The sequence below is a fragment of the Methylophilus sp. OH31 genome (assembly GCF_000576615.1).
Classification (GTDB): Bacteria; Pseudomonadota; Gammaproteobacteria; order Burkholderiales; family Methylophilaceae; genus Methylophilus.
The window spans coordinates 128,564-153,108 of record NZ_BAUS01000007.1; the positions used below are offsets into that span (position 1 = coordinate 128,564).

The 24,545-nt window shown below is 49.1% G+C and carries 28 protein-coding genes; 16 read left to right on the plus strand and 12 right to left on the minus strand.

Features of this window, described 5'->3' with window-relative positions:
- Window positions 1–16: 16 nt before the first annotated feature.
- Window positions 17–1,174, minus strand: a complete 1,158-nt coding sequence (locus OH31_RS09850) for a hypothetical protein (protein ID WP_024930584.1) — start codon at window positions 1,172–1,174, stop codon at window positions 17–19.
- Complete coding sequence (locus tag OH31_RS09855; RefSeq protein ID WP_024930585.1) at window positions 1,174–1,908, minus strand: 16S rRNA (uracil(1498)-N(3))-methyltransferase; 735 nt, start codon at window positions 1,906–1,908, stop codon at window positions 1,174–1,176. Before OH31_RS09855 ends, OH31_RS09850 begins: the two co-directional genes overlap by 1 nt.
- A 142-nt stretch (window positions 1,909–2,050) precedes the next feature.
- Here OH31_RS09855 and OH31_RS09860 point away from each other — a divergent pair, with 142 nt between their 5' ends.
- Window positions 2,051–2,602: a thioredoxin family protein gene (locus OH31_RS09860; RefSeq protein ID WP_024930586.1), complete on the plus strand. Its 552-nt coding sequence runs from the start codon at window positions 2,051–2,053 to the stop codon at window positions 2,600–2,602.
- Window positions 2,603–2,605: 3 nt separating this feature from the next.
- Here the strand turns inward: OH31_RS09860 and OH31_RS09865 are convergent, their stop codons facing one another.
- Window positions 2,606–3,820 (minus strand): NnrS family protein, encoded by a 1,215-nt coding sequence (locus OH31_RS09865; RefSeq protein WP_024930587.1) that lies wholly within the window; start codon window positions 3,818–3,820, stop codon window positions 2,606–2,608.
- Between the two features lie 83 nt (window positions 3,821–3,903).
- Between OH31_RS09865 and OH31_RS09870 the strand changes: the two genes are divergently transcribed.
- From OH31_RS09870 to OH31_RS09880, 3 genes are all read left to right on the plus strand, one after another.
- On the plus strand, window positions 3,904–4,344 hold the full coding sequence (locus OH31_RS09870) for an Rrf2 family transcriptional regulator (protein WP_024930588.1): 441 nt from the start codon (window positions 3,904–3,906) through the stop codon (window positions 4,342–4,344).
- Window positions 4,345–4,433: 89 nt separating this feature from the next.
- Window positions 4,434–5,633: a globin domain-containing protein gene (locus OH31_RS09875; protein WP_024930589.1), complete on the plus strand. Its 1,200-nt coding sequence runs from the start codon at window positions 4,434–4,436 to the stop codon at window positions 5,631–5,633.
- 80 nt (window positions 5,634–5,713) lie between these two features.
- Window positions 5,714–6,727 (plus strand): Gfo/Idh/MocA family protein, encoded by a 1,014-nt coding sequence (locus OH31_RS09880; RefSeq protein WP_024930590.1) that lies wholly within the window; start codon window positions 5,714–5,716, stop codon window positions 6,725–6,727.
- An 81-nt stretch (window positions 6,728–6,808) separates the two neighbouring features.
- Here OH31_RS09880 and fae read toward each other — a convergent pair whose 3' ends face one another.
- Window positions 6,809–7,360: a formaldehyde-activating enzyme gene (gene fae, locus OH31_RS09885; RefSeq protein ID WP_024930591.1), complete on the minus strand. Its 552-nt coding sequence runs from the start codon at window positions 7,358–7,360 to the stop codon at window positions 6,809–6,811.
- A gap of 270 nt (window positions 7,361–7,630) precedes the next feature.
- Between fae and tkt the strand changes: the two genes are divergently transcribed.
- From tkt to OH31_RS09905, 4 genes are all read left to right on the plus strand, one after another.
- Entirely contained in the window at window positions 7,631–9,613 is a 1,983-nt protein-coding gene (tkt, locus tag OH31_RS09890; protein WP_024930592.1) for a transketolase, read from the plus strand.
- A gap of 123 nt (window positions 9,614–9,736) precedes the next feature.
- Window positions 9,737–9,970, plus strand: a complete 234-nt coding sequence (locus OH31_RS09895) for a hypothetical protein (protein WP_024930593.1) — start codon at window positions 9,737–9,739, stop codon at window positions 9,968–9,970.
- A complete protein-coding gene (locus OH31_RS09900; protein WP_024930594.1) occupies window positions 9,957–10,220 on the plus strand; it encodes a type II toxin-antitoxin system RelE/ParE family toxin in 264 nt (87 codons plus the stop codon). The genes OH31_RS09895 and OH31_RS09900 overlap by 14 nt, the downstream gene beginning before the upstream one ends.
- A 129-nt stretch (window positions 10,221–10,349) precedes the next feature.
- Window positions 10,350–10,688 carry a zinc ribbon domain-containing protein YjdM gene (locus OH31_RS09905; protein WP_024930595.1) on the plus strand — a complete coding sequence of 113 codons (339 nt, stop codon included), beginning with the start codon at window positions 10,350–10,352 and terminating at the stop codon, window positions 10,686–10,688.
- 71 nt (window positions 10,689–10,759) lie between these two features.
- Here OH31_RS09905 and OH31_RS09910 read toward each other — a convergent pair whose 3' ends face one another.
- Together OH31_RS09910 and OH31_RS09915 are read right to left on the minus strand one after the other, a co-directional pair.
- Window positions 10,760–11,491 (minus strand): FRG domain-containing protein, encoded by a 732-nt coding sequence (locus OH31_RS09910; RefSeq protein WP_024930596.1) that lies wholly within the window; start codon window positions 11,489–11,491, stop codon window positions 10,760–10,762.
- Complete coding sequence (locus OH31_RS09915) at window positions 11,481–12,374, minus strand: helix-turn-helix transcriptional regulator (protein ID WP_024930597.1); 894 nt, start codon at window positions 12,372–12,374, stop codon at window positions 11,481–11,483. Before OH31_RS09915 ends, OH31_RS09910 begins: the two co-directional genes overlap by 11 nt.
- Before the next feature lie 243 nt (window positions 12,375–12,617).
- Here OH31_RS09915 and OH31_RS09920 point away from each other — a divergent pair, with 243 nt between their 5' ends.
- On the plus strand, window positions 12,618–12,797 hold the full coding sequence (locus OH31_RS09920; protein ID WP_019883446.1) for a hypothetical protein: 180 nt from the start codon (window positions 12,618–12,620) through the stop codon (window positions 12,795–12,797).
- A 239-nt stretch (window positions 12,798–13,036) separates the two neighbouring features.
- Here OH31_RS09920 and OH31_RS09925 read toward each other — a convergent pair whose 3' ends face one another.
- A complete protein-coding gene (locus tag OH31_RS09925) occupies window positions 13,037–13,294 on the minus strand; it encodes a BrnA antitoxin family protein (protein ID WP_024930598.1) in 258 nt (85 codons plus the stop codon).
- The gene (locus OH31_RS14810) at window positions 13,284–13,568 is read right to left on the minus strand and encodes a BrnT family toxin (protein WP_081755149.1); all 285 of its coding nucleotides are present in this window, start codon (window positions 13,566–13,568) and stop codon (window positions 13,284–13,286) included. The genes OH31_RS09925 and OH31_RS14810 overlap by 11 nt, the downstream gene beginning before the upstream one ends.
- Window positions 13,569–13,734: 166 nt before the next feature.
- On the opposite strand from OH31_RS14810, the gene pepN reads away from it, so the two are divergent.
- On the plus strand, window positions 13,735–16,341 hold the full coding sequence (gene pepN / locus OH31_RS09930; protein WP_024930599.1) for an aminopeptidase N: 2,607 nt from the start codon (window positions 13,735–13,737) through the stop codon (window positions 16,339–16,341).
- Between the two features lie 50 nt (window positions 16,342–16,391).
- Here pepN and asd read toward each other — a convergent pair whose 3' ends face one another.
- From asd to ilvB, 4 genes are all read right to left on the minus strand, one after another.
- Entirely contained in the window at window positions 16,392–17,240 is an 849-nt protein-coding gene (gene asd, locus OH31_RS09935; protein ID WP_024930600.1) for an archaetidylserine decarboxylase, read from the minus strand.
- Between the two features lie 163 nt (window positions 17,241–17,403).
- Entirely contained in the window at window positions 17,404–18,420 is a 1,017-nt protein-coding gene (gene ilvC, locus OH31_RS09940) for a ketol-acid reductoisomerase (RefSeq protein ID WP_019883440.1), read from the minus strand.
- A gap of 58 nt (window positions 18,421–18,478) precedes the next feature.
- Window positions 18,479–18,970, minus strand: a complete 492-nt coding sequence (gene ilvN, locus OH31_RS09945; protein ID WP_018987330.1) for an acetolactate synthase small subunit — start codon at window positions 18,968–18,970, stop codon at window positions 18,479–18,481.
- Window positions 18,970–20,733, minus strand: coding sequence for a biosynthetic-type acetolactate synthase large subunit (gene ilvB / locus OH31_RS09950; protein WP_024930601.1), 1,764 nt, complete (start codon window positions 20,731–20,733; stop codon window positions 18,970–18,972). The genes ilvN and ilvB overlap by 1 nt, the downstream gene beginning before the upstream one ends.
- 205 nt (window positions 20,734–20,938) lie before the next feature.
- Between ilvB and OH31_RS09955 the strand changes: the two genes are divergently transcribed.
- The 6 genes from OH31_RS09955 (at window position 20,939) to OH31_RS09980 (ending at window position 24,536) form a co-directional block, all read left to right on the plus strand.
- The gene (locus OH31_RS09955) at window positions 20,939–21,262 is read left to right on the plus strand and encodes a hypothetical protein (protein WP_019883438.1); all 324 of its coding nucleotides are present in this window, start codon (window positions 20,939–20,941) and stop codon (window positions 21,260–21,262) included.
- Window positions 21,263–21,325: 63 nt separating this feature from the next.
- On the plus strand, window positions 21,326–21,943 hold the full coding sequence (gene rpsD, locus OH31_RS09960; protein WP_024930602.1) for a 30S ribosomal protein S4: 618 nt from the start codon (window positions 21,326–21,328) through the stop codon (window positions 21,941–21,943).
- A gap of 194 nt (window positions 21,944–22,137) precedes the next feature.
- Complete coding sequence (gene hemP / locus OH31_RS09965; RefSeq protein WP_024930603.1) at window positions 22,138–22,380, plus strand: hemin uptake protein HemP; 243 nt, start codon at window positions 22,138–22,140, stop codon at window positions 22,378–22,380.
- Window positions 22,381–22,460: 80 nt separating this feature from the next.
- Window positions 22,461–23,330: an energy transducer TonB gene (locus OH31_RS09970; protein WP_024930604.1), complete on the plus strand. Its 870-nt coding sequence runs from the start codon at window positions 22,461–22,463 to the stop codon at window positions 23,328–23,330.
- A gap of 46 nt (window positions 23,331–23,376) precedes the next feature.
- Complete coding sequence (locus OH31_RS09975) at window positions 23,377–24,120, plus strand: MotA/TolQ/ExbB proton channel family protein (RefSeq protein ID WP_019883434.1); 744 nt, start codon at window positions 23,377–23,379, stop codon at window positions 24,118–24,120.
- A complete protein-coding gene (locus tag OH31_RS09980) occupies window positions 24,117–24,536 on the plus strand; it encodes a biopolymer transporter ExbD (protein ID WP_024930605.1) in 420 nt (139 codons plus the stop codon). Before OH31_RS09975 ends, OH31_RS09980 begins: the two co-directional genes overlap by 4 nt.
- Window positions 24,537–24,545: the final 9 nt, after the last annotated feature.

Consider the following 24,545-nt stretch of genomic DNA (forward strand, 5'->3'; position numbering starts at 1 on the left):
GAGTCAAAAAGAGTCATTAAAAGTCACCTTCTATTGCAGGCGGATTCATTTTCTCGATTTTTTTAAGCCATGGTTGATGCAAAAAACCACTTTTGATGCTGACCTTTACTGAATCATTTTTTTCTATGTGATTATAAAATTGACCTGAAATACTGAGGTTATCCGGTAAGGGTGGTTGGTTCGGGCTAACAACCAAATGATATGTATGGTATTTGCCATTCTTTACGCGATGTGTCACGGAATATTTATCTGTTACATGGAGTACACGGGTCTCGTAGGGGCTGTGGTCAAGCCGAATATTGGCATCGTACATCCAGCCGTAACACGCAAAGGCCAGTCCAGGAAAACCAAACATACATATTTCAGCGAGTATCAGGTGTCGGCGGGCAGAAACCGTGATTGAAGTCAGGCAAAAAATAATGATGAGTATTGCACCTATGAGGGCGGTAATGATGGCATAAGGGGCCAAATCCCATGGGTGGAGTAATTCGTTGTCGTGAAAACCAAAGAAACGGATAAATTCCAGTCCTCCTACTACAGCCAGTGCTGAACTGAGGGCCAAGGTAATGGCTGCGTTGCGCTGGTTAGGCACTTTCCAGAAGTGAGGGTTTAACTCTTTTTGCTGCCTTAATGCGTTCGCCAGGGATTGTAGAGCGGGTAGTTTCTCATCAATAAAATTGTCTTTAGCAGGCCGATCCTTGGCGGGATAAGAGAGCTTCAAAAAAAGATGCTGCCCATCACAAATTAATTCGCTGCCAGGATGAAATGAAATATTGTTCGCATCTGTTTGGAGTGCAAGAATGATTTTTTGTGAGAGTTCTGGTTGTTGGCCAATCAGGTCTGCATCTTCCTGGGTAATGCAGCTCAGATAAATGCGCTCATCAAAGCTTTTTTCTCCAGTCTGGCATTCATAAGATAATCCTGTAAATTTTGCCCACTTATCAAAGCCTCTTTCAAGTCTGGCAGAAAACTGTAATGAGGATGAACAGGGAATTTCGAGACGACCAGTCGCTGGCGCTTTATCAGTTGCATCGGACCAGTTGTATTTGTATTTTCCATGAACCGGGATAAGGCTTTTATCCCGGTCCTGCAAGGCTGAATGCAGGGACGTTTTCTGATGCAGGCGGATGATAATTGCGATGACAGTGGTAAAAACTCCCAAATAAAACCACATTAAAAATCGCCCCACAGTGACTGCATGCTGGCGATGGCGGTGAGCGCGGCGGTTTCGGTACGTAAAATTCTGGGGCCGAGGACGATAGACTGGAAGTGATGTTTCGTGGCGAGTTCAATTTCAGCCGGGCTCAAGCCACCTTCAGGGCCAATCAGCAAATGAATGGCGTGCTCAGGTTTGTTTAAAACTGCCAGCCGTTTGGCACCTACCGGATTGAGTAATAGATTGAGGCAATCTGGTGTGGCATGTTGGCCCAGCCATTGCGCTAGCGTAACAGGCGCATGCACCAGCGGCACAGTAGCGCGCCCGCTTTGCTCGCATGCCGCGATGGCTACACCTTGCCAGTGCTCAGTGCGTTTCTCGGCACGGTCGCCGCTGAGTTTGGTCACGCAACGCTCTGTGCTAAGCGGGTAAATCTCGGTCACGCCGAGCTCTACCGCTTTCTGGATGGTGTAATCCATACGGTCACCGCTGGAGATGCCTTGCAGCAAACGAATATTGAGTGGCGATTCCTTATTCACTTCATTTCTGCTTAACACTTCAACCTGTGCGGACTTTTTCTCTATGCTGGTGAGCGCGCACTGGTAGTCAAAACCATCGCCGCAAAACAGTGTCAGCGTATCGCCCATTTTCAGCCGCATGACCCTCACTGCATGCGCCATGGCGTTTTCACTCAACGGGGCTTGCTGGCCGACAATCAATGCAGTCGGGCTATGAAATCGTAAATTACTCATGACTGGCATTGTAACCAAAATGCCACTATTTATGGCGCTAGCGTGGTACGCATGACGATGCGGGCGCGCTGTCCACGAGATTCACCTCGGCGCCTTAATCACGTACCATATTGTTTTAGAATTTAATGGCAGGAGTATTCTGATGGCAAGTATTAGCCCACCCGTATGTGATTTTGGCTGGAAGGCCCCTCTGTTTAATCTGTTTAGCACCGATAAAAAGGCGGTCAGCATTAGCGATAGCATGGGTTCAAACGGCTTGTTGGTGATGTTTATCTGCAATCATTGCCCGTATGTCAAAGCCATACTGCCGCGGCTGATTGCTGATGTACGCGAGTTGCAAACCTTGGGCATCAATACCGTGGCTATTTCGAGTAACGATGACTTCGAGTATCCTGAAGATAGCTTTGAAAACATGCAAAAAATTGCCACCGAGATGCAGTTTCCTTTCCCTTATTTGTGGGATGAGCGGCAAACTGTGGCGCAAGCTTATGGTGCGGTCTGTACGCCTGACTTCTTCGGCTTTAATAAAAACTTCGAGCTGCAATATCGTGGCCGCTTTGATGAAAGCCGCAAGGAGACCGCGCCTGGAAGTACGCGCGAGCTGTTCAAGGCCATGAGACTGGTGGCAGAAACAGGGAAAGGGCCACAGGAACAGATCGCAAGTATCGGTTGTTCGATTAAGTGGAAAGAATAAGTCTTAACCGGGCGTTCCATCGATACGTGGTTGACTGAGTATCGGCCAATAGACGATAGTAAATAGCGTGAATGCGGCGATCCAGCCACCAGCCGCCAGCATCACGGATAGGCGGTAAAACTCAGGCAGCACGATGGGCAGGAGCACCCGGCTCAGGGTAGCGAAAATCACCAGGCCAAATACGCAGACCACGCTGCGTGGTGGTGTGTGGATATTGCGGCCGGTGTGACCTAATGAGACGCGTGCCATCATGGCCAATGTAATCACGCCGATGCCGCCAATGGCCCAGCAGTGGATAGCAAGAATGACGGAAATGCTGTGTGCGAAAAAGCTGGTGGCATAAAGTAGAAATCCCAGATTGATTAACCACAATCCACAATAAAAACTCCATAGCAACGGTACTTGCCAGATACCTGGCGTGTGCCAGCGCCATAATCTAAACCCGGCACTCAAACTGATAGTGAGTCCTAACACTGCGTTAAGTATTTCGGCGTTAACGGTCAAGATATTGATCAGTAAGGCTGCCAGGCACACCATCAGCAATCGGTCTATCCAGACGCTGTTTTTTAGGGCCACTTCTTCTTTTACGCCGCGCTCGATAAACATCGGCAAGATGCGGCGGCTGATGACCATAATCAGGCTGACATTGAGCAGCAGGCCTATCCATAATGCAGCGTGTGCGCCATTGGTGGTCAAGCCTAGTGCCTGGGTATAAAAAGCGGCATTGCCTGCCGTGAGAAAAATGATTTTCGACAGCACGCCAAGTTGCCGCCATTGTTTGACCTTGATAATCGGACGGGCGACTGCGGCGATGAGCCATCCATTAAAGAGCAAATCGAATATTGCTGCCAAGAGTACCTGGCCGGGGGCGACCAGCATCACACTGCGGGCAATGGCCCAGCAGGCAACGAGACCCAGCAGCGGGCGGCCATGCAGGGTTTGTATGCCGGTCCAGTTTTTAACTGCCGTCAGCAAAAAACCGGCAATCACGGCAAAAGCAAAGCCATACAGCATTTCATGGGCATGCCACTGCGAAGGGGAAATCGTGGCCAATGGCTGGGCATACAGCTGAAAATAGTTCGCCATCCAAACCAGCATAGACAGGGCGGCAAAGCCTGCCGCCAGCAGGAAGAATGGCCGAAATCCGAGGTTCCATAACGCAAATCCTTGCGCGGGGCGCTTGCGGCTAGGCGGGGAAATTTGAATCAGCGGCTGCATTGATGCTCCTTGGAGACTGGCAATGCATATCAGCATATCAATTTAAAGTTGCATTGTAAATGAAACATATTTAGAATGCAGGCATGCAACTCAACAAATTTACCGATATTGGCCTGCGCGTACTCATGTATTTGTCGCAGTCACGCTTTGGTCAGCAGGTGACCATAGACGAGATCGCTACGACGTTTGATTTACCGCGTAACCACCTGATTAAAGTGATTACACGCCTGAATAAACTGGGCTGGATCAAGGCGACACGTGGCCGCAATGGCGGGTTGGAGTTGAATCCTGAGTCGCTCAATTTGCGCATAGGCAATATTTTGCGCGAGCTTGAGAATACGACTGAGTTGATTAATTGCGAGAAGCCGGTGTGCCAGTTTCATGGTAATTGCCTGCTCAAAGATGCTTTGCAGACAGGGTTGGAGTCTTTTTATACCCATATGAATCAACATCGCCTGCTGGATATCGTCAACAACAATACCAGGGACAAAATTATTTTTATGCACAAAGCCCATGCGGCATAGATTGTAGTGATTTGCGTGAGCGGTCTTTTTTAAAAGGCCATTTTTTTACATTAAATGTTTCATTTTAAATGCTAGTTAAAGGAGTGTTTATGTTATCCAGTGCCGCCCGTCCGTATATCCAAGCCAGTGTGCCCGTGTTGCAAGCGCATGGTTTGGCGATTACCACCACGTTTTACAGCAATATGTTTAACGCGCATCCTGAGTTGAAGCATTTGTTCAATATGGGCAACCAGGCCAATGGTAGCCAGCAGCAATCGCTGGCCGCGGCGGTATTTGCTTATGCGGCCAATATTGACCAGGCCCATGTGCTGCAGCCAGTGATCGACCGCATAGTGCACAAACATGCTGCGGTAGGCATCAAGCCAGCGCATTACCCGATTGTGGGGCGTCATTTACTGGGAGCGATTGCCGAGGTGTTGGGTGAAGCCGCCACGCCACCGTTGATCGCGGCTTGGGATGAGGCTTACTGGTTGTTGGCTGGGGAGTTTATCGCTGCCGAAGCCAGGTTGTATCAAAGCACCGGCTATACGGCAGACCAATGGATAGCTGCGCATATCACTGAGGTTAACCCAACCGCAGACGGTATTCTGTCGATTCAGTTGGTGGCCGAAGATCAGGCATTGCCCGCGTTCAAGGCCGGGCAATATATCAGCGTTGCTGTTACCTTGCCTGATGGTTTGCGTCAGATCCGCCAATACAGCCTGTCAGATGCCGAACAAAATGATGGCTACCGCATCAGTGTCAAACGTGAAGCAGGCGATACACACACGCCACAGGGTGCGGTGTCTAACTGGCTACATCAGCAGGCAGCAGTGGGTGGGCACTTACTGATCAGCCATCCTTATGGTGAATTCACGCCCGACCTCAAGGCAAAGCAGCCGTTGGTGCTGATTTCGGCTGGTGTTGGTATCACGCCCATGTTGTCGATGTTGAAGACGCTGGTGCGTGACCAATCCACACGCGATGTCTGGTTTTTACATGCTGGCCGCAGCTTGCAGCATGTACCGCATCTAGATGAGCTGATTGCCAGTACCGAGCAACTGCCAACACTGAATTTGGCCTTGTATATTGAAGACAAGCCAGGCTTTGCGACCGAGCGTTTGGTACAGGCCGGGCGCATGCGTTTGGCCGAGTGGCCATTCAATGCCGCACTCAATGCTGAATATTACCTGTGTGGCCCGCTGCCGTTTATGATCGAACAATGGCAGGCATTGCTGGCGCTGGGCGTCCCACCACAGCACATTCATCGCGAAGTGTTTGGCCCCGAAAGCCTGAACCAGGCGGCTTAGCGGCATGTACAAAAGCAGCAGTATTCACAAACTGGCGTTAGAATGACGGTCTTCGATCAGCGCCTGGAAAGGGTTCAAGCATGCAAAAACAACTTAAGTGGGGCATTCTCGGGGCTGCGCGGGTCAATGAGCGGTTGCTGCCCGCCATTGTTGAGGCCGCAAACTCGCAACTTGTGGCGGTTGCCAGCCGCCGCGCCGGGGCAGCCAAAGCGACGCTGGATAAATATGCGCCCAACCTCGGCGGTGTCGCTTGCTATGACGACATGGATAGCCTGCTGGCTGACAGTAATGTTGAAGCCGTGTATTGCCCGATGGCCAACGAGGAGCATGCTGAATGGGCGCTGAAGGCGATTCAGGCGGGCAAGCATGTGCTGATTGAGAAACCGATGACCACCAATCTGGCCGATATCGATACCATTGAATCTGCGGCTAAAGCCAAAGGCCTGACGGTGATGGAAGGCTTTATGTACCGCTTTCATCCGCAGCATGCCAAAGTGGCCGAGCTGGTGGCCTCCGGCCTGATCGGAGATGTATTGTCCTGTCGCGCCAGTTTTTCATTCCTGATGGCGCCGTCGCGTATGTACCGTATCAACCGTGATATGGCAAACGGTGGCGGAGCGATGTGGGATATTGGGCCTTATGCGATACACGCTTTGCGCTGGTGTTTTGGCAAAGACAATGTGCCTGCCGAACCGCAACATGTGGTGGCGTATGGCAAACTGAACGAACATGGTGCTGATGTGGTGGCCAGCGGCGTGCTCGATTTCGGGCCGGATGCGCAAGGTCGCGCGCGTTTTGGCAACTTTGACGTTAGCTTTGAACGTGGCCGCAAAGCTGAATATGAGCTCATAGGCGATAAAGGTTGGATCAAGTGCCACAATATGTGGGCGTACCCAGGTGATGATCCGGTGATTAGCTGGGAGGCCGGTGGCAAATCAGAAACCATCGTGTTGCCTAAAGCCAACCACTTTAATTTAGAGATTGAGCATTTTAGTGATTGCGTGCTTTATGGCAAAGCGCCTTTGCTGACGTTTGATGATGCGCGTGGCAATTGCAAAGCGATTGAAGCGGTGATCACCGCGTTAAAACGCTAAAGTTAGCTTAATAAAAAAGGATGCCTGGGCATCCTTTTTTATTATTTAAATCTTGGCAGGCTTTTATATTTTGCCATGCTTTTAGATCTTTCCATCTAAGCCCATCTGGTAATACTTATGCACGATTTTCTCCTGGTTTTCCAGTAACCAATCAATGCTAGGCTCATGACGCAAGGCTTTCTGGATCGCCTTGAAAGTCGCTTCGCGGTGGATATCAAACAGGGCTTTATGGTCGATTTTCTCTTGTTCCAGAATCGCCGGACTTAGCCACACGGAGACGATAATGCCCAGGTCGTTGGCTTTCTCTTTTGGGATATCACCGCTACGCACCGCATCCAGCACGCCGTTGGCAATTGCGCCTTGCACCGTACCCATCAAGATATTGGTATAACGTGGGTCTTTCACCGTCACCTTGCTCACCATCAGGGTTGCCGGGCGCACCATAATGTCGGTATTCATAATTGCCAGCACACGGGTGTGGCCTTTAACCTGGTCACCGAGCAGGTTGGCAAATGCCGTGCCCATAGGCCCGTTCATTTCGCCAATCGCCACTTCCGGCTCCGCTGCGGTTCCGGGTGGGCCGCCAGCAACCAGAGCTTCACCTACACGCATGATAATTCGTTCGTCAGACATCATTACTTCCTTTGCTATCAATGTTTTGTCATGGTAGGGGAAACCCTCGCTGAAAGCTACCCTTGCTGGCAGCAGAATGACCTTTTTCATAGGTCAGTCATAGCAAAACCATCATGAGAAAAAGGTGATTAACGCTTGAAGAAAAACAGGTTCTAGTGAATAATCTAGCCTTTCCGTAAAAGGCGGGTTTTCTGGCCTTTTTAAAGAATTCAATCAAGGTTTTGCAGCATTTTGTGTAAGACCGCTCACTTTCACTCTAGGGAGAAAACAATGGCAACTCGTGTCGACTTGTGCAACGCCATCCGTGCTCTGAGCATGGACGCTGTACAAAAAGCAAATTCCGGTCACCCAGGCGCACCTATGGGCATGGCTGAAATTGCTGAAGTAGTGTGGAACCACAACCTCAGCCACAACCCAACTAACCCACAATGGGCTAACCGTGACCGCTTCGTGTTGTCTAACGGCCATGGCTCTATGCTGATTTACTCCTTGCTGCACCTGACAGGTTACGATGTATCTATCGACGACATCAAAACTTTCCGTCAATTGCACTCCAAGTGTGCTGGTCACCCTGAGTTTAGCTACGCACCAGGCGTAGAAACCACTACTGGTCCATTGGGCCAAGGTATCGCTAACGGCGTTGGTTTCGCGATGGCTGAAAAGTTGCTAGCTAGCCAGTTCAACAAGCCAGGCCACGACATCGTTGACCACTACACATACGTGTTCCTGGGCGACGGTTGTATGATGGAAGGCGTTTCTCACGAAGCTTGTGCTTTGGCTGGTACATGGGGCCTGGGCAAACTGGTTGCTTTCTGGGATGACAACGGTATTTCTATCGACGGCCACATCGAAGGCTGGTACACAGACGACACTGCAGGCCGCTTCAAAGCATACGGCTGGCACGTTGTTTCAGTAGATGGTCACGACCAGGCTGCGATTCAAAAAGCCGTTGACGAAGCTAAATCAGTAACTGACAAACCATCACTGATCTGCTGCAAAACCATCATCGGTAAAGGTTCTCCAAACAAATCCGGTTCACACGACTGTCACGGTTCCGCACTGGGCGACGCAGAAGTTGCTGCAACCCGTGCTGAAATCGGCTGGCCACATGAGCCATTCGTAATTCCTGCTGACGTATACGCTGGTTGGGATCAAAAAGCCAAAGGTGCTGCACGTGAGTCTGCATGGAACGACAAGTTCGCTGCTTACGAAAAAGCATTCCCAGCAGAAGCTGCAGAATTCAAACGCCGTATGGCAGGTGAATTGCCAGCTAACTGGAAAGCATTGACTGACGCAATCATTGCCGAAACTAACGAAAAAGCTGAGAAATTGGCTACTCGTCAAGCTTCACAAAAAGCAATTACTGCTTTGGCTCCAATCTTGCCAGAATTCCTGGGCGGTTCAGCTGACTTGACAGGTTCAAACCTGACAGCAGCTAAAGAGTTCAAACACGTGAGCGGCAAAGAGCCAGGCAACTACATCTCTTACGGTGTACGTGAGTTCGGTATGGCTGCCATCATGAACGGTATGGCATTGCACGGTGGCTTGTTGCCATACGGCGGTACTTTCCACATGTTCTCTGACTACATGAAAAACGGCATGCGTATGTCTGCGTTGATGCATCAACGTGTGGTTTACGTATTGACCCATGACTCTATCGGTCAAGGTGAAGATGGTCCTACACACCAACCAGTTGAAAACACTTCTGGCTTGCGTCTGATTCCTCGTATGGATGTATGGCGTCCAGCTGACTCTACAGAAACAACCGTTGCATGGGTTGCTGCAGTAGAGCGTACTGAAGGCCCAACCAGCTTGGTATTGAGCCGTCAAGCTGTGCCAGGTATCAAGCACGACAGCAAAGACTTCGACTTGATCCGTAAAGGTGGCTACGTATTCTCTGACGTGGCTGGCGCACAAGTCATCATCATCGCTAACGGTTCCGAGTTGGATCTGGCTATTCAAGCAGCTGCCGAGTTGAACGCAGCGGGTACTAAAGTGCGTGTGGTTTCCATGCCATCCACCAACGTATTCGACCGCCAAGACCAAGCTTACAAAGACAGCGTTCTGACACCAGGCGTAAAACGCGTGGCTGTTGAAGCTGCTCACCCAGACTTCTGGCGTAAGTATGTTGGTTTGGAAGGTGCTGTTGTCGGTATCGACACATTCGGTGAGTCTGCTCCAGGCGGCGTGCTGTTAAAACACTTCGGCTTTACAGTTGAGAATGTTGTAGCAACTGTTAAATCTGTTCTGTAATCAGACAGCTTAACCGATAAAAAACCGCTTCCTCGTGAAGCGGTTTTTTTACGTCTACGCTTAAATGGCGTTATAACGTCATAGTGCTATAATGTCTGAAAATTCATTCACAGGAGAACTCAAATGGCCGAATTGTCCAAACGTTCAACCGTCTATTTTGATCCAGCCATTCATCAAGCTTTGCGCTTAAAAGCAGCCACCAATCACAGCTCACTTTCTGAACTGGTAGATGAAGCTGTGAGACTGTTAATGCGTGAAGACCAAGAGGATCTGGATGCCATCAATCAGCGCGCGAACGAGCCAGAGATAAGCTACGAAGCGATGCTCAATGCTTTAAAGCAAGATGGCAAAATATAATATTAGTTTTAAAGCCTCGGTTGCCAAAGACCTGCGTGCCATCCCCAAGCCGGATGTGGCACGTATACTCAGCCGCATTAACGCCTTGGTAGAAGATCCTCGTGCAGATGGCTGCATCAAACTCACGGGGCATGATTGCTACCGTGTCAGGCAAGGGCTCTACCGCATCGTCTATGAGATTCACGACGATAGGTTAGTGGTGTTGGTGATTAAAATCGGTCACCGTTCAAGCATTTACGATCAGGTTTAAATGCCGCCCAATGAGGCGGTTTTTTTATATCTGATATTGCGAAATCTCTTTGCGCGACAAGCGAACTAGGGTATTCAATAATAACCCTGTAAAATATATGGTTTTATTGTTTGCACCAAGAAAGCCCCAATGTCTACATTACCAGCCTGCCCACAATGCCAATCCGAATATACCTATGAAGACGGTGATAACTACATCTGCCCAGAATGCGCAAATGAATGGAGTAAGGTTGCAGTCTCAGATTCAGACGAAGTGAAAGTCGTGCGTGATGCCAACGGTAACGTGCTGCAAGATGGCGACACCATCACCGTGATTAAAGACCTTAAAGTCAAAGGCTCTTCGTCAGTGGTGAAGGTCGGCACTAAAGTGAAAAACATTCGCCTAGTCGATGGTGACCATGATATCGACTGCAAGATTGATGGCTTTGGTGCAATGAAGTTAAAGTCGGAGTTTGTGAAGAAAGCTTAGTACAATTTAGATATCACATAATATAAAACCGCCCTCATAGGGCGGTTTTATATTATCCATAATCTGACTAGCTAAATTTCTTCTGCTTTCCAATTTATGTATTTGCACAAGCCTTCCATGTCAGGAAATATGGTTTGATAACTTATACCAAGCGTGTCCAAATCTTTTAGAATTTCTTTCCTGCTTTCTGGATTCACTTTGACTTTCACCATACCCTCCGCGTGATGCTCTTGTTCACCTAAAGGTATAAATTTTCCATGTTTTCTGGATGGTGAATGTACTGTAAGCCATCCATCTTGAGCTATTACTCTTGAGTCCTCCAAGCGAGTTCTTAGTATAGATATTTGGATATGATCCTTAGTGTTGCGAATTGACTCTCTGTCCAAATGGTCTATTCCCCAGTGCGGAAGCAAAATGTAAACATGAGGTTTATTTTGAGGATTATTCTCGTAACAAGCAAACCAAATTGCAACCAATGGGTTGCTAGTCCAGTCAAGTAATCTTGTAGCAAGTCCATAGTGCTGCGCTAAGGTAAGTAGGCCCCATACATCCAGTTGTGAAATATCTTTATGTCTGTGTCCTCTAATTTTCAGCTCGGTCAACATGAAAGATTCTTTTTCCAAGACTTGGGACGATTTATTATTCCTTGCAATTTTTGGCAGTAACGGGAAATCTTGGCTTTGCCCGCGATAAAGTGGTTCAGAGTCTTGCTTTACTTGATTGTCTCTGTCTTTGTGTTCTAATCTTACTTCACTGACTAATTTTAAATATTCAGTCAAAGTATTTATAGCTTCAGTCCTCATATATTTCCCTAAAGCTCTTATCTACGAATCGCTTTGGCATATCGATTAGTGAAATATTTTTTGATGGAATATACAAATCATAGCCTTCTTCATTACTACTAAAATCTAAGATTGCTGCGGTTTCGAGTTGTATATGAAATAAGAAATGAGCAAGCTTGTCTGCTTCAATAAGGTGAGATTGAACATTGCCACTTATATCGTGGATATGTGTTTGTGTCAGTAAGTCTCTCACTAATTCGTGGTCTAAATCGTGTACTTCGGTGAAATTGTCTATATCTTTCTTAGAGTAATCTGATACCTCTTCATTTTCATACAAATCAATTCCATCTTTCTGTGTGCAGAATGCTTCTAATGCTTTGTAAAACTCACCAGGTTTGCCAAAGTAGTCAGGTACATACCAGTCACTATTAGGAGGTTCTGCGCTCTCATCTAAAAGCCATATATGCTTTAGACGAGATGGCTCAAATACTAAAGTTCTATTGTTTAGAGTGTCTAGCACGACCCACTCACCTTTAGATTCGTAACTCGCTAATATGCTTGATACTCGGTCAGCTGTATTTAAGGTAATTGGAAACCATTGAGTTTTAGTTTGGTTAATCACGCCGATACCGATGTGTCCCCACCAACCATCTAAGGAGCTTTTATCAGAGAAAGTATAATGATACTTGTTGGTACTTAGGTCTGCTTTGTTGCCGATGATTGCTTCTTTTAAAGCTTCAGAAGATAAACCGAAATAATAAGCGAGGCTGCTCAAGTCATTATTCGTAATCTTCTTAGGGGATTTTTCCCACTTTTCAATATTTTTAAGATCAATATTAACTTCTTCACCCAGCCGTTCTTGGCTAAGGTTAAATGATTCTCTTATTTTTCTTAAAATAGACAATTTATAAGTTCTCGTTAACAAATTCAATCTGTAGCTTAATAGTATTCAAATAAACACATTAAGATCAATAGGATCAGTTGCACACATTCAGTAATGGATACAAAGTTCTCTAACAAGCTGGCTCTTGATAGTATTTCAAATTTCCACTTTTCCTACACTGTTTTCAGCAACTGTCTGATACCACTATCTTTCTCAGAAACTATCATTTAACTACTAAAAATTTAAATTAAATGAGGAGGCTGTATGTCATCGTTCGTTCTGTATCTTATCGGGTTCGCTATTCTGATTGGCGGGATTGCATGGGCGTTGGTTGAAGCGGGGGTGCCGCATTTGTACATTGTGATTGCTTCAGTGATACTCACAGGTATTGGCATATTAAAAGCGGTGTCACATACCAGAACTAAGGATATTTCCCGTAGCTAAGAGGTAGTAGGAGTTTTACTGCTACCAAACCAAGTTTCTGAAGTTAGTGTAATGAATAATCTGAATAAAACTGATTTAACGCTGGATGGCTTGAGTATTGTTGGCCTGTATCTGGAGATGTATTTTCGGTATGGGAGCATTTCGACAAAAACGCGAATAAGTACTTTACGGTTTTCATGATCAATAACTCCCGCATCACTGTGCCAGCAACTGCAGAAGAGCTGGGGTCAGAGCAAAAGTTAGATAGGATTGATTTTCTTCAAGGCTTCATTAATCCGAGTCTGCCAGCCTGAACCTGTTGCTTTAAACTTTTCTACGACTTCATTATCCAGCCTAATATGCACAAGCGTTTTGTTACTGCCAAGTGGCCTGCCGCGCATTCGTTTGAATTGCGCATCACTCACTTCAAACGTGTCTGGGTCAGCTGCGATACCAGCGTTGATGCGAGCTTCTTCAGCGTCATCTGGTAGTTCAAGCTCCAGGTTTTTAATCTTCAATGTTTGGGCGTGCTTGGACATATCTTGTTACCTCGCGTGTATTTGCTTTTCGCAAACTAATCACATGGATCACTTCATTACGTTCTGTATAAACGATGCAATACAGACGATTCCCTAGTGGTGCATAGCCGATTAAGCGAACTTCGCCGTAGTCTTGTCGTTCATCTTCAAGAAATAACAGCAAATTCCAATTAAGTAATCTGGCATCTTCCAGCGAGATGCCGTGCTTTTGGATATTTGATAAGTTCTTGAGTTGAGTGAAACTGAATTTCATATTATTGTAATTACAATAAATAATTAGTCAATCATTAGGCGATTTAACCATAACATATGTTAATTTGTGCTGTAAAAACATTTTGCTAACCATGTGATTAAACCAATTCCGCAACTGCAACTCTCAAATATAATCCCTACTTAAACTATAAACATCAGGTAACCCCATGCGAACCGAAAACGCTGTTGCACCCAAAACCATTTACCTCAAAGACTACACACCTGCACCGTATAATGCTGCGCAGGTGAATTTGAATTTTAACCTGTTGCCTGGTAAAACCATTGTCACGTCTGAAGTGAAGTATGTGAAAAACTCAGCGGGTGTGTCGAATGATCTGGTGCTGGATGGGGAAGATCAGATCATCCTTTCAGTTGCGATTGATGGTCAGCCATTTGATGGCTATGTCGTCGCTGATGGGCAAATGACGATAGTGAATCCAGGTAATGAATTCACGTTAACCATCGTCAGCGAGATTGACCCGGCGGCGAATACGGCGTTGGAAGGTTTGTATCAGTCACAGGGCAACTATTGCACGCAATGCGAGGCGGAAGGCTTCAGGCGGATTACGTACTATCAAGATCGCCCTGATGTGCTGAGTGTGTTCACCGTGCGTATTGAGGCGGATGCCAAGTTGTATCCGGTGTTGCTCTCAAATGGTAATTTGCAGGAAGAGGGCGGTTTGCCGGATGGCCGTCATTTCCGCGTTTGGCATGACCCTTTCCCTAAACCTTGTTATTTGTTTGCGCTGGTGGCGGGCGATCTGGAACGCGTGGTGGATACGTTTACGACCCTATCTGGCCGCAAGGTGGATTTGCATATTTATGTGCGCGCTGGCGATGAGAAGCAGTGCGACCACGCGATGGAATCACTGAAAAAGTCGATGCAGTGGGATGAGGAAGTATATGGCCGCGAGTATCAGCTCGACTTGTTCAATATTGTCGCGGTGAGCGATTTTAATATGGGCGCGATGGAAAACACCTCGCTCAATATTTTCAATACGGCGCTGGTGCTGGCGCATCAGGAAACCGCGACCGACAGCGATTTTATGAGTGTGGAAGGCGTGATTGGGCACGAGTATTTCCACAACTGGACCGGTAATCGTGTGACTTGCCGCGACTGGTTCCAACTGTCACTCAAAGAAGGTTTTACCGTGTTCCGTGACCAGGAGTTCAGTGCTGACCTGAATTCGCGTGCGGTGCAGCGTATTGATGATGTCAACGGCTTGCGCCGCTTGCAGTTCGCTGAAGATGGTAGTCCATTGGCGCACTCGGTACAGCCGGACCAGTTTATTGAAATCAGCAACTTTTACACCAAAACCATTTACGAAAAAGGCGCTGAGCTGATTCGCATGCAGCATACTTTGCAGGGCGCGGAGACGTTCCGCAAAGCGACGGATTTGTATTTTGACCGCTATGACGGTCACGCCGTGACCTGTGATGATTTCGTGCAATGTATGGCGGATGCGTCTGGTCGCGATTTATCGCAGTTCTTCCGCTGGTATAAACAGGCCGGCACACCAACACTGCAAGCCAGCAGCCATTATGATGCGGCGCAGAAGACCTATACACTGACGTTCAAACAATCTCAGCTGGATACCCCAGGGCAGAGCGATAAACAGCCTTTGCATATCCCGATTGCGGTTGGCTTGCTGGATGCCTCGGGTAAAGAGATTCTGTCGACACAAGTACTGGAAATGACGGCACGTGAACAATCATTCACTTTCGAAGGGATTGCCGCCAAGCCGGTACCTTCCATTTTGCGCGGCTTCTCGGCGCCGGTGAAACTGGAAACGGATTTAAGTGATGATGACCTGCGCTTGCTGCAAGTGCATGACACTGACGGTTTTAACAAATGGGAGGCGGGTCAAACATTGGCCTTGCGTACTATTCAGCGTGTGATGGCAGACCCGCAAGCTGATATTGGCCAGTTTGTGGCCGATTTTGGCCGCTTGATTGAGCAGGGTTTAAATGGGCAGGGCGATAAAGCCTTGCTAGCACGCGCGCTGAGTTTGCCGATGATAGGCGTGATTGGGCAGTATCTGCCCGTGGTCGACCCGGCGGCAATTGATGCCGCGCGCACCAGCATCCTGACGCAGATTAAGCGTGCCCATAAAGATACGTTAGCGGCGCTATACGACGCGAACAGCAACCCCGGCACATTCTCGGTAACGCCTGAAGCCATGGGCCGCCGTGCCTTGCAAAGTGCCGTGCTGGAAATTCTCACTGTGACCAACGGCACGGGCTGCGCTGCACGCGCCAAGGCGCACTATGACGCCGCTGATAATATGACAGACCGTGTCGCCGCACTGGCTTGCCTGAGCGACAGCACGCAGCCGCAACGCGCGGAAGCATTCTCGGATTTCTACCAGGAATTTGAAGCTTATCCGCTGGTGGTGGATAAGTGGTTCTCATTGCAAGCCTTGGCTAATCGCGAGGCGATTTTTGATGACCTGGCCATGTTGCGCAAGCACCCGGATTTTAATATCAAGAATCCGAATCGCGTACGCTCACTGTATACCGCGTTTGCGATTAATAACCCGGTCAAGTTCCATGACCCTAGCGGCAAAGGTTATGCTTTCTTACGCGATGCGATTATCGAGCTGAATACCATTAACCCGCAAATTGCGGCGCGCATGGTGACGCCATTGCGCGAGTGGAAGCGCTATACGCCAGCGTTGCAGGCGCAAATGAAAGCGGCGCTGGAAGCCGTATTGGCCACGCCTAATCTGTCCGGTGATGTATTTGAGGTAGTCAGCAAAAGTCTTAATGGGTAATAAAAAAAGCGGAGTTTAAACTCCGCTTTTTTGTATGTTTCTAAGGGAAATTATTTGCCCATTGCTTCGCCCAGGCGTATCGGTTTGCCTGGGTGCCAACTTGCATTAAAGGTGAGCACGTCTTTTTCAAACAGCATCACTACCGTAGAGCCCAGCAGGAAGCGGCCCATTTCTTCACCTTGTTTTAAGGTGATATTGCGGTCTTTGTAATCCCAATGCACCACTTTGCCAGGGCGTGGCGGGTTGATAATGCGGTCTTTGGCATCGTGCCAGACGGTGGCCATGCTGCCGACAATGGTGGCGCCGACCAGCACCAATACAAACTTGCCATGCTGGGCGGATTCAAATGTACACACCACGCGCTCATTACGCGCAAACAGGCCGGGCACATTGGCCGCAGTCAGTGGATTCACCGAGAATAAATCGCCAGGTACATAAGTCATCTGCAGCAGTTTGCCATCACATGGCATATGGATGCGGTGATAGTCTTTCGGGCTTAAATACAGGCAGGCAAAACTGCCGCTATCAAAATTCGCCGCTAAATTAGCATTACCGCCGACTAACGCTTGTGCAGTGTAATGGTGACCTTTGGCCTGGAATATCTGGCCTTGCTCAACCTTGCCAAATTGGCTGATAGCGCCATCTACCGGGCACACAAAAGCATTGTCTGCCAACGGGCGGGCACCTGGTTTTAATGGGCGGGTAAAGAACAGGTTAAATGAGGCGTAGCTGGTAATATCACCATTGAGTGCTTCTTCCATATTGACATGGTATTTGCGCACAAACCAGCCGATAAAGGCCGTGGTCAGGCCACCTGCTTGCCAGTGCGCCAGTTTGCCGGCGGCAGCGGTGAGTAATTGTTTGGGGGCGATGTATTGCAGCAGAATGGCGAGTTTCACTTCTATCCCTTATTGAGCAGTTCTTGTTTGTTGCAAGAGCTGGTTTTTCATCTTGTATTTATTCGTGATTCTACAAATAAAAAAGCACAGGCGATATATCGGCCTGTGCTTTTTGCCTATGACTGTTAAATTAAACAGTTTTCGGCTTGGTTAAATTCCAAAATTAGTTCTTGGATTGATCAACCAGTTTGTTTTTCGCAATCCAAGGCATCATGGCGCGCAGTTTGTTACCGACTTGCTCGATTGGATGAGCAGCGTTCAAACGACGGCGTGCAGTCATTTCTGGATAGTTAGTGCGGCCTTCCAGGATGAACTGTTTAGCGTAGTTGCCGTTCTGGATGTTAGCCAGGCATTGACGCATTGCATCTTTAGACTGGCTGTTGATCACTTGTGGGCCAGTCACGTACTCACCATACTCCGCGTTGTTGGAGATGGAGTAGTTCATGTTGGCGATGCCGCCTTCGTACATCAGGTCAACAATCAGTTTCAACTCGTGCAAGCACTCGAAGTAGGCCATTTCTGGCGCATAACCAGCTTCAACCAATGTTTCGAAACCGGCTTTAACCAGCTCAACCGCGCCACCACACAGCACGGCTTGTTCGCCGAACAAGTCAGTTTCTGTTTCTTCACGGAAGTCAGTCTCGATCACGCCACCTTTGGTGCCGCCGTTAGCTGCAGCGTATGACAAAGCGATGTCTTTGGCTTTGCCAGAAGTGTTTTGGTAAACCGCGATCAGTGAAGGTACGCCGCCGCCTTTGAGGTATTCGGAACGTACAGTGTGGCCTGGGCCTTTAGGGGCGATCATGATCACGTCCAGATCGGCGCGTGGCACGATTTGGTTGTAGTGAATGTTAAAGCCGTGGGCGAATGCCAATGCTGCGCCTTTTTTCAGGTTAGGGGCGATTTCAGCGTGGAAAATTTCTGCCATGGTTTCGTCTGGCAGCAATACCATCACCACATCAGCTTCTTTCACTGCTGCAGCGATTTCGAGTGTGGTGTGGCCAGCGCCTTCAGCTTTAGCCCATGAGCCGCCGCCTTTACGCAAACCGATGGTGACGTTGACGCCGCTGTCGCGCAGGTTAGCTGCGTGCGCGTGGCCTTGGGAGCCGTAGCCCACGATAGTCACTTTTTTGCCTTTAATGATGCTTAAGTCGGCGTCTTTGTCGTAATAAACGTTCATGTCTGCTTTTGCCTTTCAATACAAATGCTTAGGTAATAGTGTAGAAATACTGTCTCGATTAAACTTTAAGGATGCGGTCGCCGCGACCAATGCCGGACGCGCCGGTACGCACGGTTTCCAGAATCGCACTGCGGTCGATGGCTTCAATAAACGCATCCAGTTTGCTGCAAGAGCCGGTAAGCTCAATGGTGTAACTATTGTCGGCCACATCGATAATACGGCCGCGGAAAATGTCGCACATGCGCTTCATTTCGTCTTTATGGACGCCGGTGGCTTTGACCTTGACCAGCATCAGTTCGCGCTCAATGTGCTTGCCATCGTTGAGGTCCAGCACTTTGACCACGTCAATCAACTTGTTGAGTTGCTTGATAATTTGTTCAATCACATCATCAGAGCCTGTCGTCACAATGGTCATGCGTGACAGGGTGGGGTCTTCAGTGACCGCCACCGTGAGTGATTCAATGTTGTAACCGCGTGCGGAAAACAGGCCTGCCACGCGTGACAGAGCGCCTGCTTCGTTTTCCATCAGCAGTGAAATGATATGACGCATTATTCTTCCCCTTTCAGGCGGCTGGCCGTGCGTGGGCTTAACACCATTTCGGATAAGCCCTTGCCGTTTTCAACCATAGGGAAGACATTTTCGGTTTGGTCGGTTAAAAAGTTCATAAATACAAACTTGTCTTTTTTATCAAACGCTTCTTTGAGCGCACCTTCTACGTCGGCCGGATTAGTAATCTGCATGCCAACGTGGCCATAAGATTCCGCCAGTTTGACGAAGTCCGGCAGGCTGTCCATATAAGACTCGGAGTAGCGGTTCTCGTAGAAGAACTCTTGCCACTGACGCACCATGCCCAGGTAGCGGTTATTGAGCAGAATCACCTTGATCGGCAGGCCATATTGAGCACAGGTCGACAGTTCCTGGATATTCATCTGGATACTGCCTTCACCGGTGATACAGGCCACTTGCGCGTTTTTATCGGCAAACTGACAGCCCATGGCGTATGGCAAGCCCACGCCCATAGTGCCCAGGCCGCCGGAGTTAATCCAGCGGCGTGGCTTGTCAAATTTATAGTATTGCGCTGCCCACATCTGGTGCTGGCCGACGTCAGAAGTCACATAGGCTTCGCCTTTGGTCACTTCCCATAGTTTCTGCACCACGTACTGTGGTTTGATCACAGTATCAGAGTAAGCGTAATCCAGCGATTGCACGCCGCGCCATTCGTTAATCTGTGTCCACCAGTCAGCGGTATCCGTGGTCTGGTTTTCTTCCTGGGCCAGGATTTCATTCATATCGGACAGGACAGACTGCACATCACCGACGATAGGCACATCCACTTTCACGCGTTTGGAAATGCTGGATGGGTCAACGTCAATATGAATGATGGTGCGCTTCTGGCTGCTGAAGTGTTTCGGGTTGCCGATCACGCGGTCATCAAAGCGCGCGCCAACAGCCAGCAACACATCACAGTGCTGCATGGACATATTGGCTTCATAGGTGCCGTGCATGCCCAGCATGCCAACAAACTGCCTGTCTGTCGCCGGATAGCCGCCTAAACCCATCAAGGTGTTGGTGACTGGGAAGTTGAGCGCTCTGGCCAGCTTGACCAGCTCAGCTGCGCCGTTACCCAATACCAAGCCGCCGCCGGTGTAAATCATCGGACGTTTGGCACCCAGCAGCAATTTGACTGCTTTTTTGATCTGGCCGCTATGGCCTTTTAAAATTGGGTTGTAAGAGCGCATTTCTACCGTTTTTGGGTAGATAAAATCAGCCACGTGGGCAGTGATATCCTTAGGAATATCCACCACGACCGGGCCTGGACGGCCAGTTTTGGCAATGTAAAACGCTTTTTTAATCGTTGGCGCGATATCTTTGACGTGCTTCACCAAAAAGTTGTGTTTTACACAGGGGCGCGTTGCACCCACCATGTCGACCTCCTGAAAAGCATCCATGCCGATAGCGGGCACGGGTACCTGGCCACTGATCACAACCAGTGGAATCGAATCCATATACGCGGTGGCAATGCCGGTGACGGCATTGGTTGCGCCCGGGCCGCTGGTGACCAGTGCAACGCCGACGTCGCCAGTGGCGCGTGAATAAGCGTCAGCCGCATGGACGGCTGCCTGCTCATGGCGCACCAGAATGTGCTTGAAACCATTCTGTTTATAGAGTGCGTCGTAAATGTGCAAGACCGCGCCACCTGGATAGCCAAATACAAATTTGACTTTCTCTTCATTCAGGCAGGAGACAACGATGTCCGCACCTGTCATGGATTTGGCGTGGGTGTCTGTCGCGGAGTGGGCTGAAGCGTCCATAAAACCTTGATTTTTCGGCTAATAAATGTTGAACCCTATACATTAGCTTGCTTTACTAATTTGGTCAAGATTGTCGATCAAACGAAAAGGGCGATATCACCGGCGTGTTGGGTGTATGCCTAATTGTCGGCTTGGCTTTGCTGCAGATTGCAAACAATAGTTGACATCATAAATGAGAAACATTATCATTTGCATAAACGATTAAATGAAAGTCATTGCAATGCAAGTTAATTACGCAGCGCCAGCCAGTCATTTGTTTGATCCGGATTTGCCAACGGCCAGTGCGGTGTTGGTCTCGCTGAGTTGTGTCGCCACGCGTTATGCCGTGAATCCTTCTGAGGATCTGGCTTTGCTGGGGTGTAGTTTAGCGCAGACGCTGACAGCCCCTGAGTATGCGGAAAGTGGTTTGATTCAATCCGCGGCCAAGCAATTGCTGCAGGATTGGCAAGCGTTGTTGCAGGCGCATCAGGAGTTCGCGCTGCAGCAGGCGGTGACTGATTTTGTCGAGCAGTCGGCCACGCTGCAATAACAGGCTGCTGACGGCAAATTTACCGAATAGTAATAAAGATAAATCAAGAAAGGCTATAGATTCATGGCAAGAACCACAGGACCCAGACTGAAGATTATGCGCGCATTGGGCGTTGAACTGCCCGGATTGTCACGTAAGTCGATTGAAAATCGTCCTAATCCACCAGGTCAGCATGGGCAGCAGGCGTCACGCCGCCGTCGTTCTGACTTTGCAGTCAAGCTGGTAGAAAAGCAGAAGATTCGTTTTAACTATGGCGTGAGCGAAAAGCAAATGCGTCGCTTGATCCTCGAAGCCCGTAAAGGCAGCGAGCCAACGGGCGAAAAATTGATGTCTCTGCTGGAGCGTCGTTTGGATAACGTGGTGTTCAGGGCTGGTTTTGCGCCGACAGGGATTGCCGCACGCCAACTGGTGAACCATGGTCATGTGTTGCTCAATGGTAAATCGGCCAACATTGCGTCTATTCGCTTGCAAGTCGGTGATGTCGTAGCTGTGAAAGAGAAAAGCCGCAAGATCCCGATGGTGGTCGATGCATTGGCAACCCCAAGCCTGACGATTCCTGAGTGGTTGTCGGTAGAAGCGGGATCTGCAACTGCAAAAATCGGGCATTTGCCATCTATTGAAGATGTGCCGTTCCCGGTGGATGTGCAACAAGTGGTTGAGTATTACTCTAACCGCGTTTAATTTTTCGCTGGCCAGACACTGATCAGGTTTGGCCGGTAAAGCATTTGAGCAGTGCTCCTAACCCCAACATGTCATTGCTCAAATTCGGCGTGATGTTATGCGCCAACCTATCCCTGGTAAGGGTGTTCCTTGAAATCCTATGCCGCGATGCTTTTGCATATAAGTCGGCCTTTTTTTAGACTGGATGTTAATGCATGACTAGCCGCTTGCAATCATCGCGCCACTTGCAATTACCCCTGGGTGAAGCGCAAAATGCGGCCAGTGTTTCTCTGCGTCGCATGCCGACTATTGAGGCGAGTCAATTGTTGGGCGATGTCGGTATGTTGGCGATTGTGCATGGTGGTGAGACTTATCAGTTGACCCGTACCAAGCAAAATAAATTACTGTTGACCAAGTGTCATGCGATGAAAACATCGGTATTGGTGCAGCAAGATTAATTGAGGTTTTGGCGTGAAATGTGTATGTAATATTGGCAACCTAGCGTTGCCTTTTGTGGTTTTGCCGGAGGAGTGTGCGAATGATGCAACGTGAGTCTTTGCAGGGGCTGTCATTGAAGCCCGCGCGCGCGTCAGCGTCTCAACTGCCTGAGTTTAGCCTGCATCGTCGGCAACTAGGTGAGTTGGCCGGAATTTTCCGCTGGTCTGTGCTGGCCACCGAAGATTGGCTACAACGCGATAAGCGCCAGGACTGGCATGGTTTGGGCATGCTACTGGTGGTTGCCTTGCATGCCGCAGTCATCGCCTCCCTGATGTTACAGCAGGAGCCTATCATCATTGAGCCTAAGCCAGAGCCAATGACGGTTTCCCTGATTACATTGCCGGCTAAGAAAGAAGAGGCGCCTGCGCCGGAAGTGGTGCCTATCATCAAGCAGCAACCGGTGGTGAAACCGGTCATCAAGCCTAAAGATACACCGGTGAAGCCGATTGAGCGCCCGGTGCCCGTGGTCGAACGTATTGTGGAAGCTGCGCCTGACCAGCCGCGTTTTGAGGCCAGCACGCAGGCATCCGCACCACCGTTAGAAGCGCCAGCGGCCGCCGCGCCAAGCAAGCCCGCGCCCGTTGCCTCTGCACCTCCCAAGCAGGAGGTGGTTGAAGAAAAAGAAGAGCCGCCGAAATTTGGTGTGGCCTACCTGAATAATCCGAGACCTGAATATCCTAGACTCTCCCACCGTGCTGGTGAAGAGGGTAAAGTGCTGATGAAGGTGCTGGTGTCTGTTGAAGGTCGCCCGGAGTCGGTAGACGTGATTAGTAGCAGTGGTTTCGAGCGCCTGGACAAGGCGGCAGTTGCCGCGGTCAAGCAATGGCGTTTTGAGCCAGCACGCAAGGGTGGCAAAGCATTGAGTGCTTATGTCAATGTACCATTGTCATTCTCGCTGACGCAGAATTAAGCAAGTTTCGAGAATAAGTTAAGTTTCAAGTGAAAGGGAATTTTTGATGCAATCAACAAGTGGTTTGGCTTTTATCACCGAAGGCGGTGTGGTGTCGGTTTTAGTGGCACTGATTTTACTGACAATGTCGGTGCTGAGCTGGTATTTTATTCTGGTTAAAACCTGGCAAGTATTCAAGCGCAAGCGCGATGTGTCTGCTTATGTGCGTCAATTCTGGCGTAAGGCAACCTTGCAAGAAGCCTTGCAAGAGCCGCAGTTGCAATCGCCGGCGTTTCGCCTGGCAGTGACGGCAGCCGAATCTACCCAGCATCACCAGCAGTATGCCAGCCAGTCATTGGGTGCGGCTTGCAGCCAGGATGAGTTTATTGCGCGCCAATTGCGTCGCACTCTGTCGCAAGAACAAGCGGCATTAGAGAGTGGCCTGTCAGTGTTGGCTTCTGTTGGCAGCGTGGCGCCGTTTGTCGGCTTGTTTGGTACGGTGTGGGGGATTTACCACGCCTTGACGGCGATCGGTCAATCTGGCGTCGCCACCATTGATAAAGTGGCCGGTCCGGTGGGTGAAGCGTTGATCATGACGGCGATTGGTCTGGCGGTGGCGATTCCTGCTGTGCTGGCTTATAACGCGTTTATCAAGGCTAATCGCGGCATCATGGCCGAGCTGGAGAGTTTTGCGCAAGACTTGCATACCTTGCTGACGACTGGTGCGCCATTAGTGATTAAGGCAGGCGGCAAACCAGCAAATGTGACTGAACTGCATGCCAAAGTAGCGAACAAAGGTGGCAATGTATGATGGGGCAAAATCCATTTAGCGCCGGTGAACACACTCAACCTATGAGTGAAATCAACACCACGCCGTTGGTGGATGTGATGCTGGTGCTGTTGGTGATTTTTATTATTACTGCGCCATTGCTGACGCATGCGGTCAAAATTGATTTGCCGCAAGCGACCTCGCAACCGCTGGAAGAAAAACCGGAAGTGATTGACCTGGCAGTTGATGTGGATGGCAAAATTTTCTGGAATGACAGCGAAGTGTCAGTCGCTGACTTATCTGCACGTATGACAGATGCAGCGGCCAAGCAACAACAGCCGGAATTGCAGATTCGCGCTGATAAAAACACACGCTATCAAGTGTTGGCTGAGGTGCTGGCAAAGGCACAAACGGCAGGCATGAAAAAAGTGGGTTTTGTCAGCCAGCCGCAACCATAAGCCAGCAAA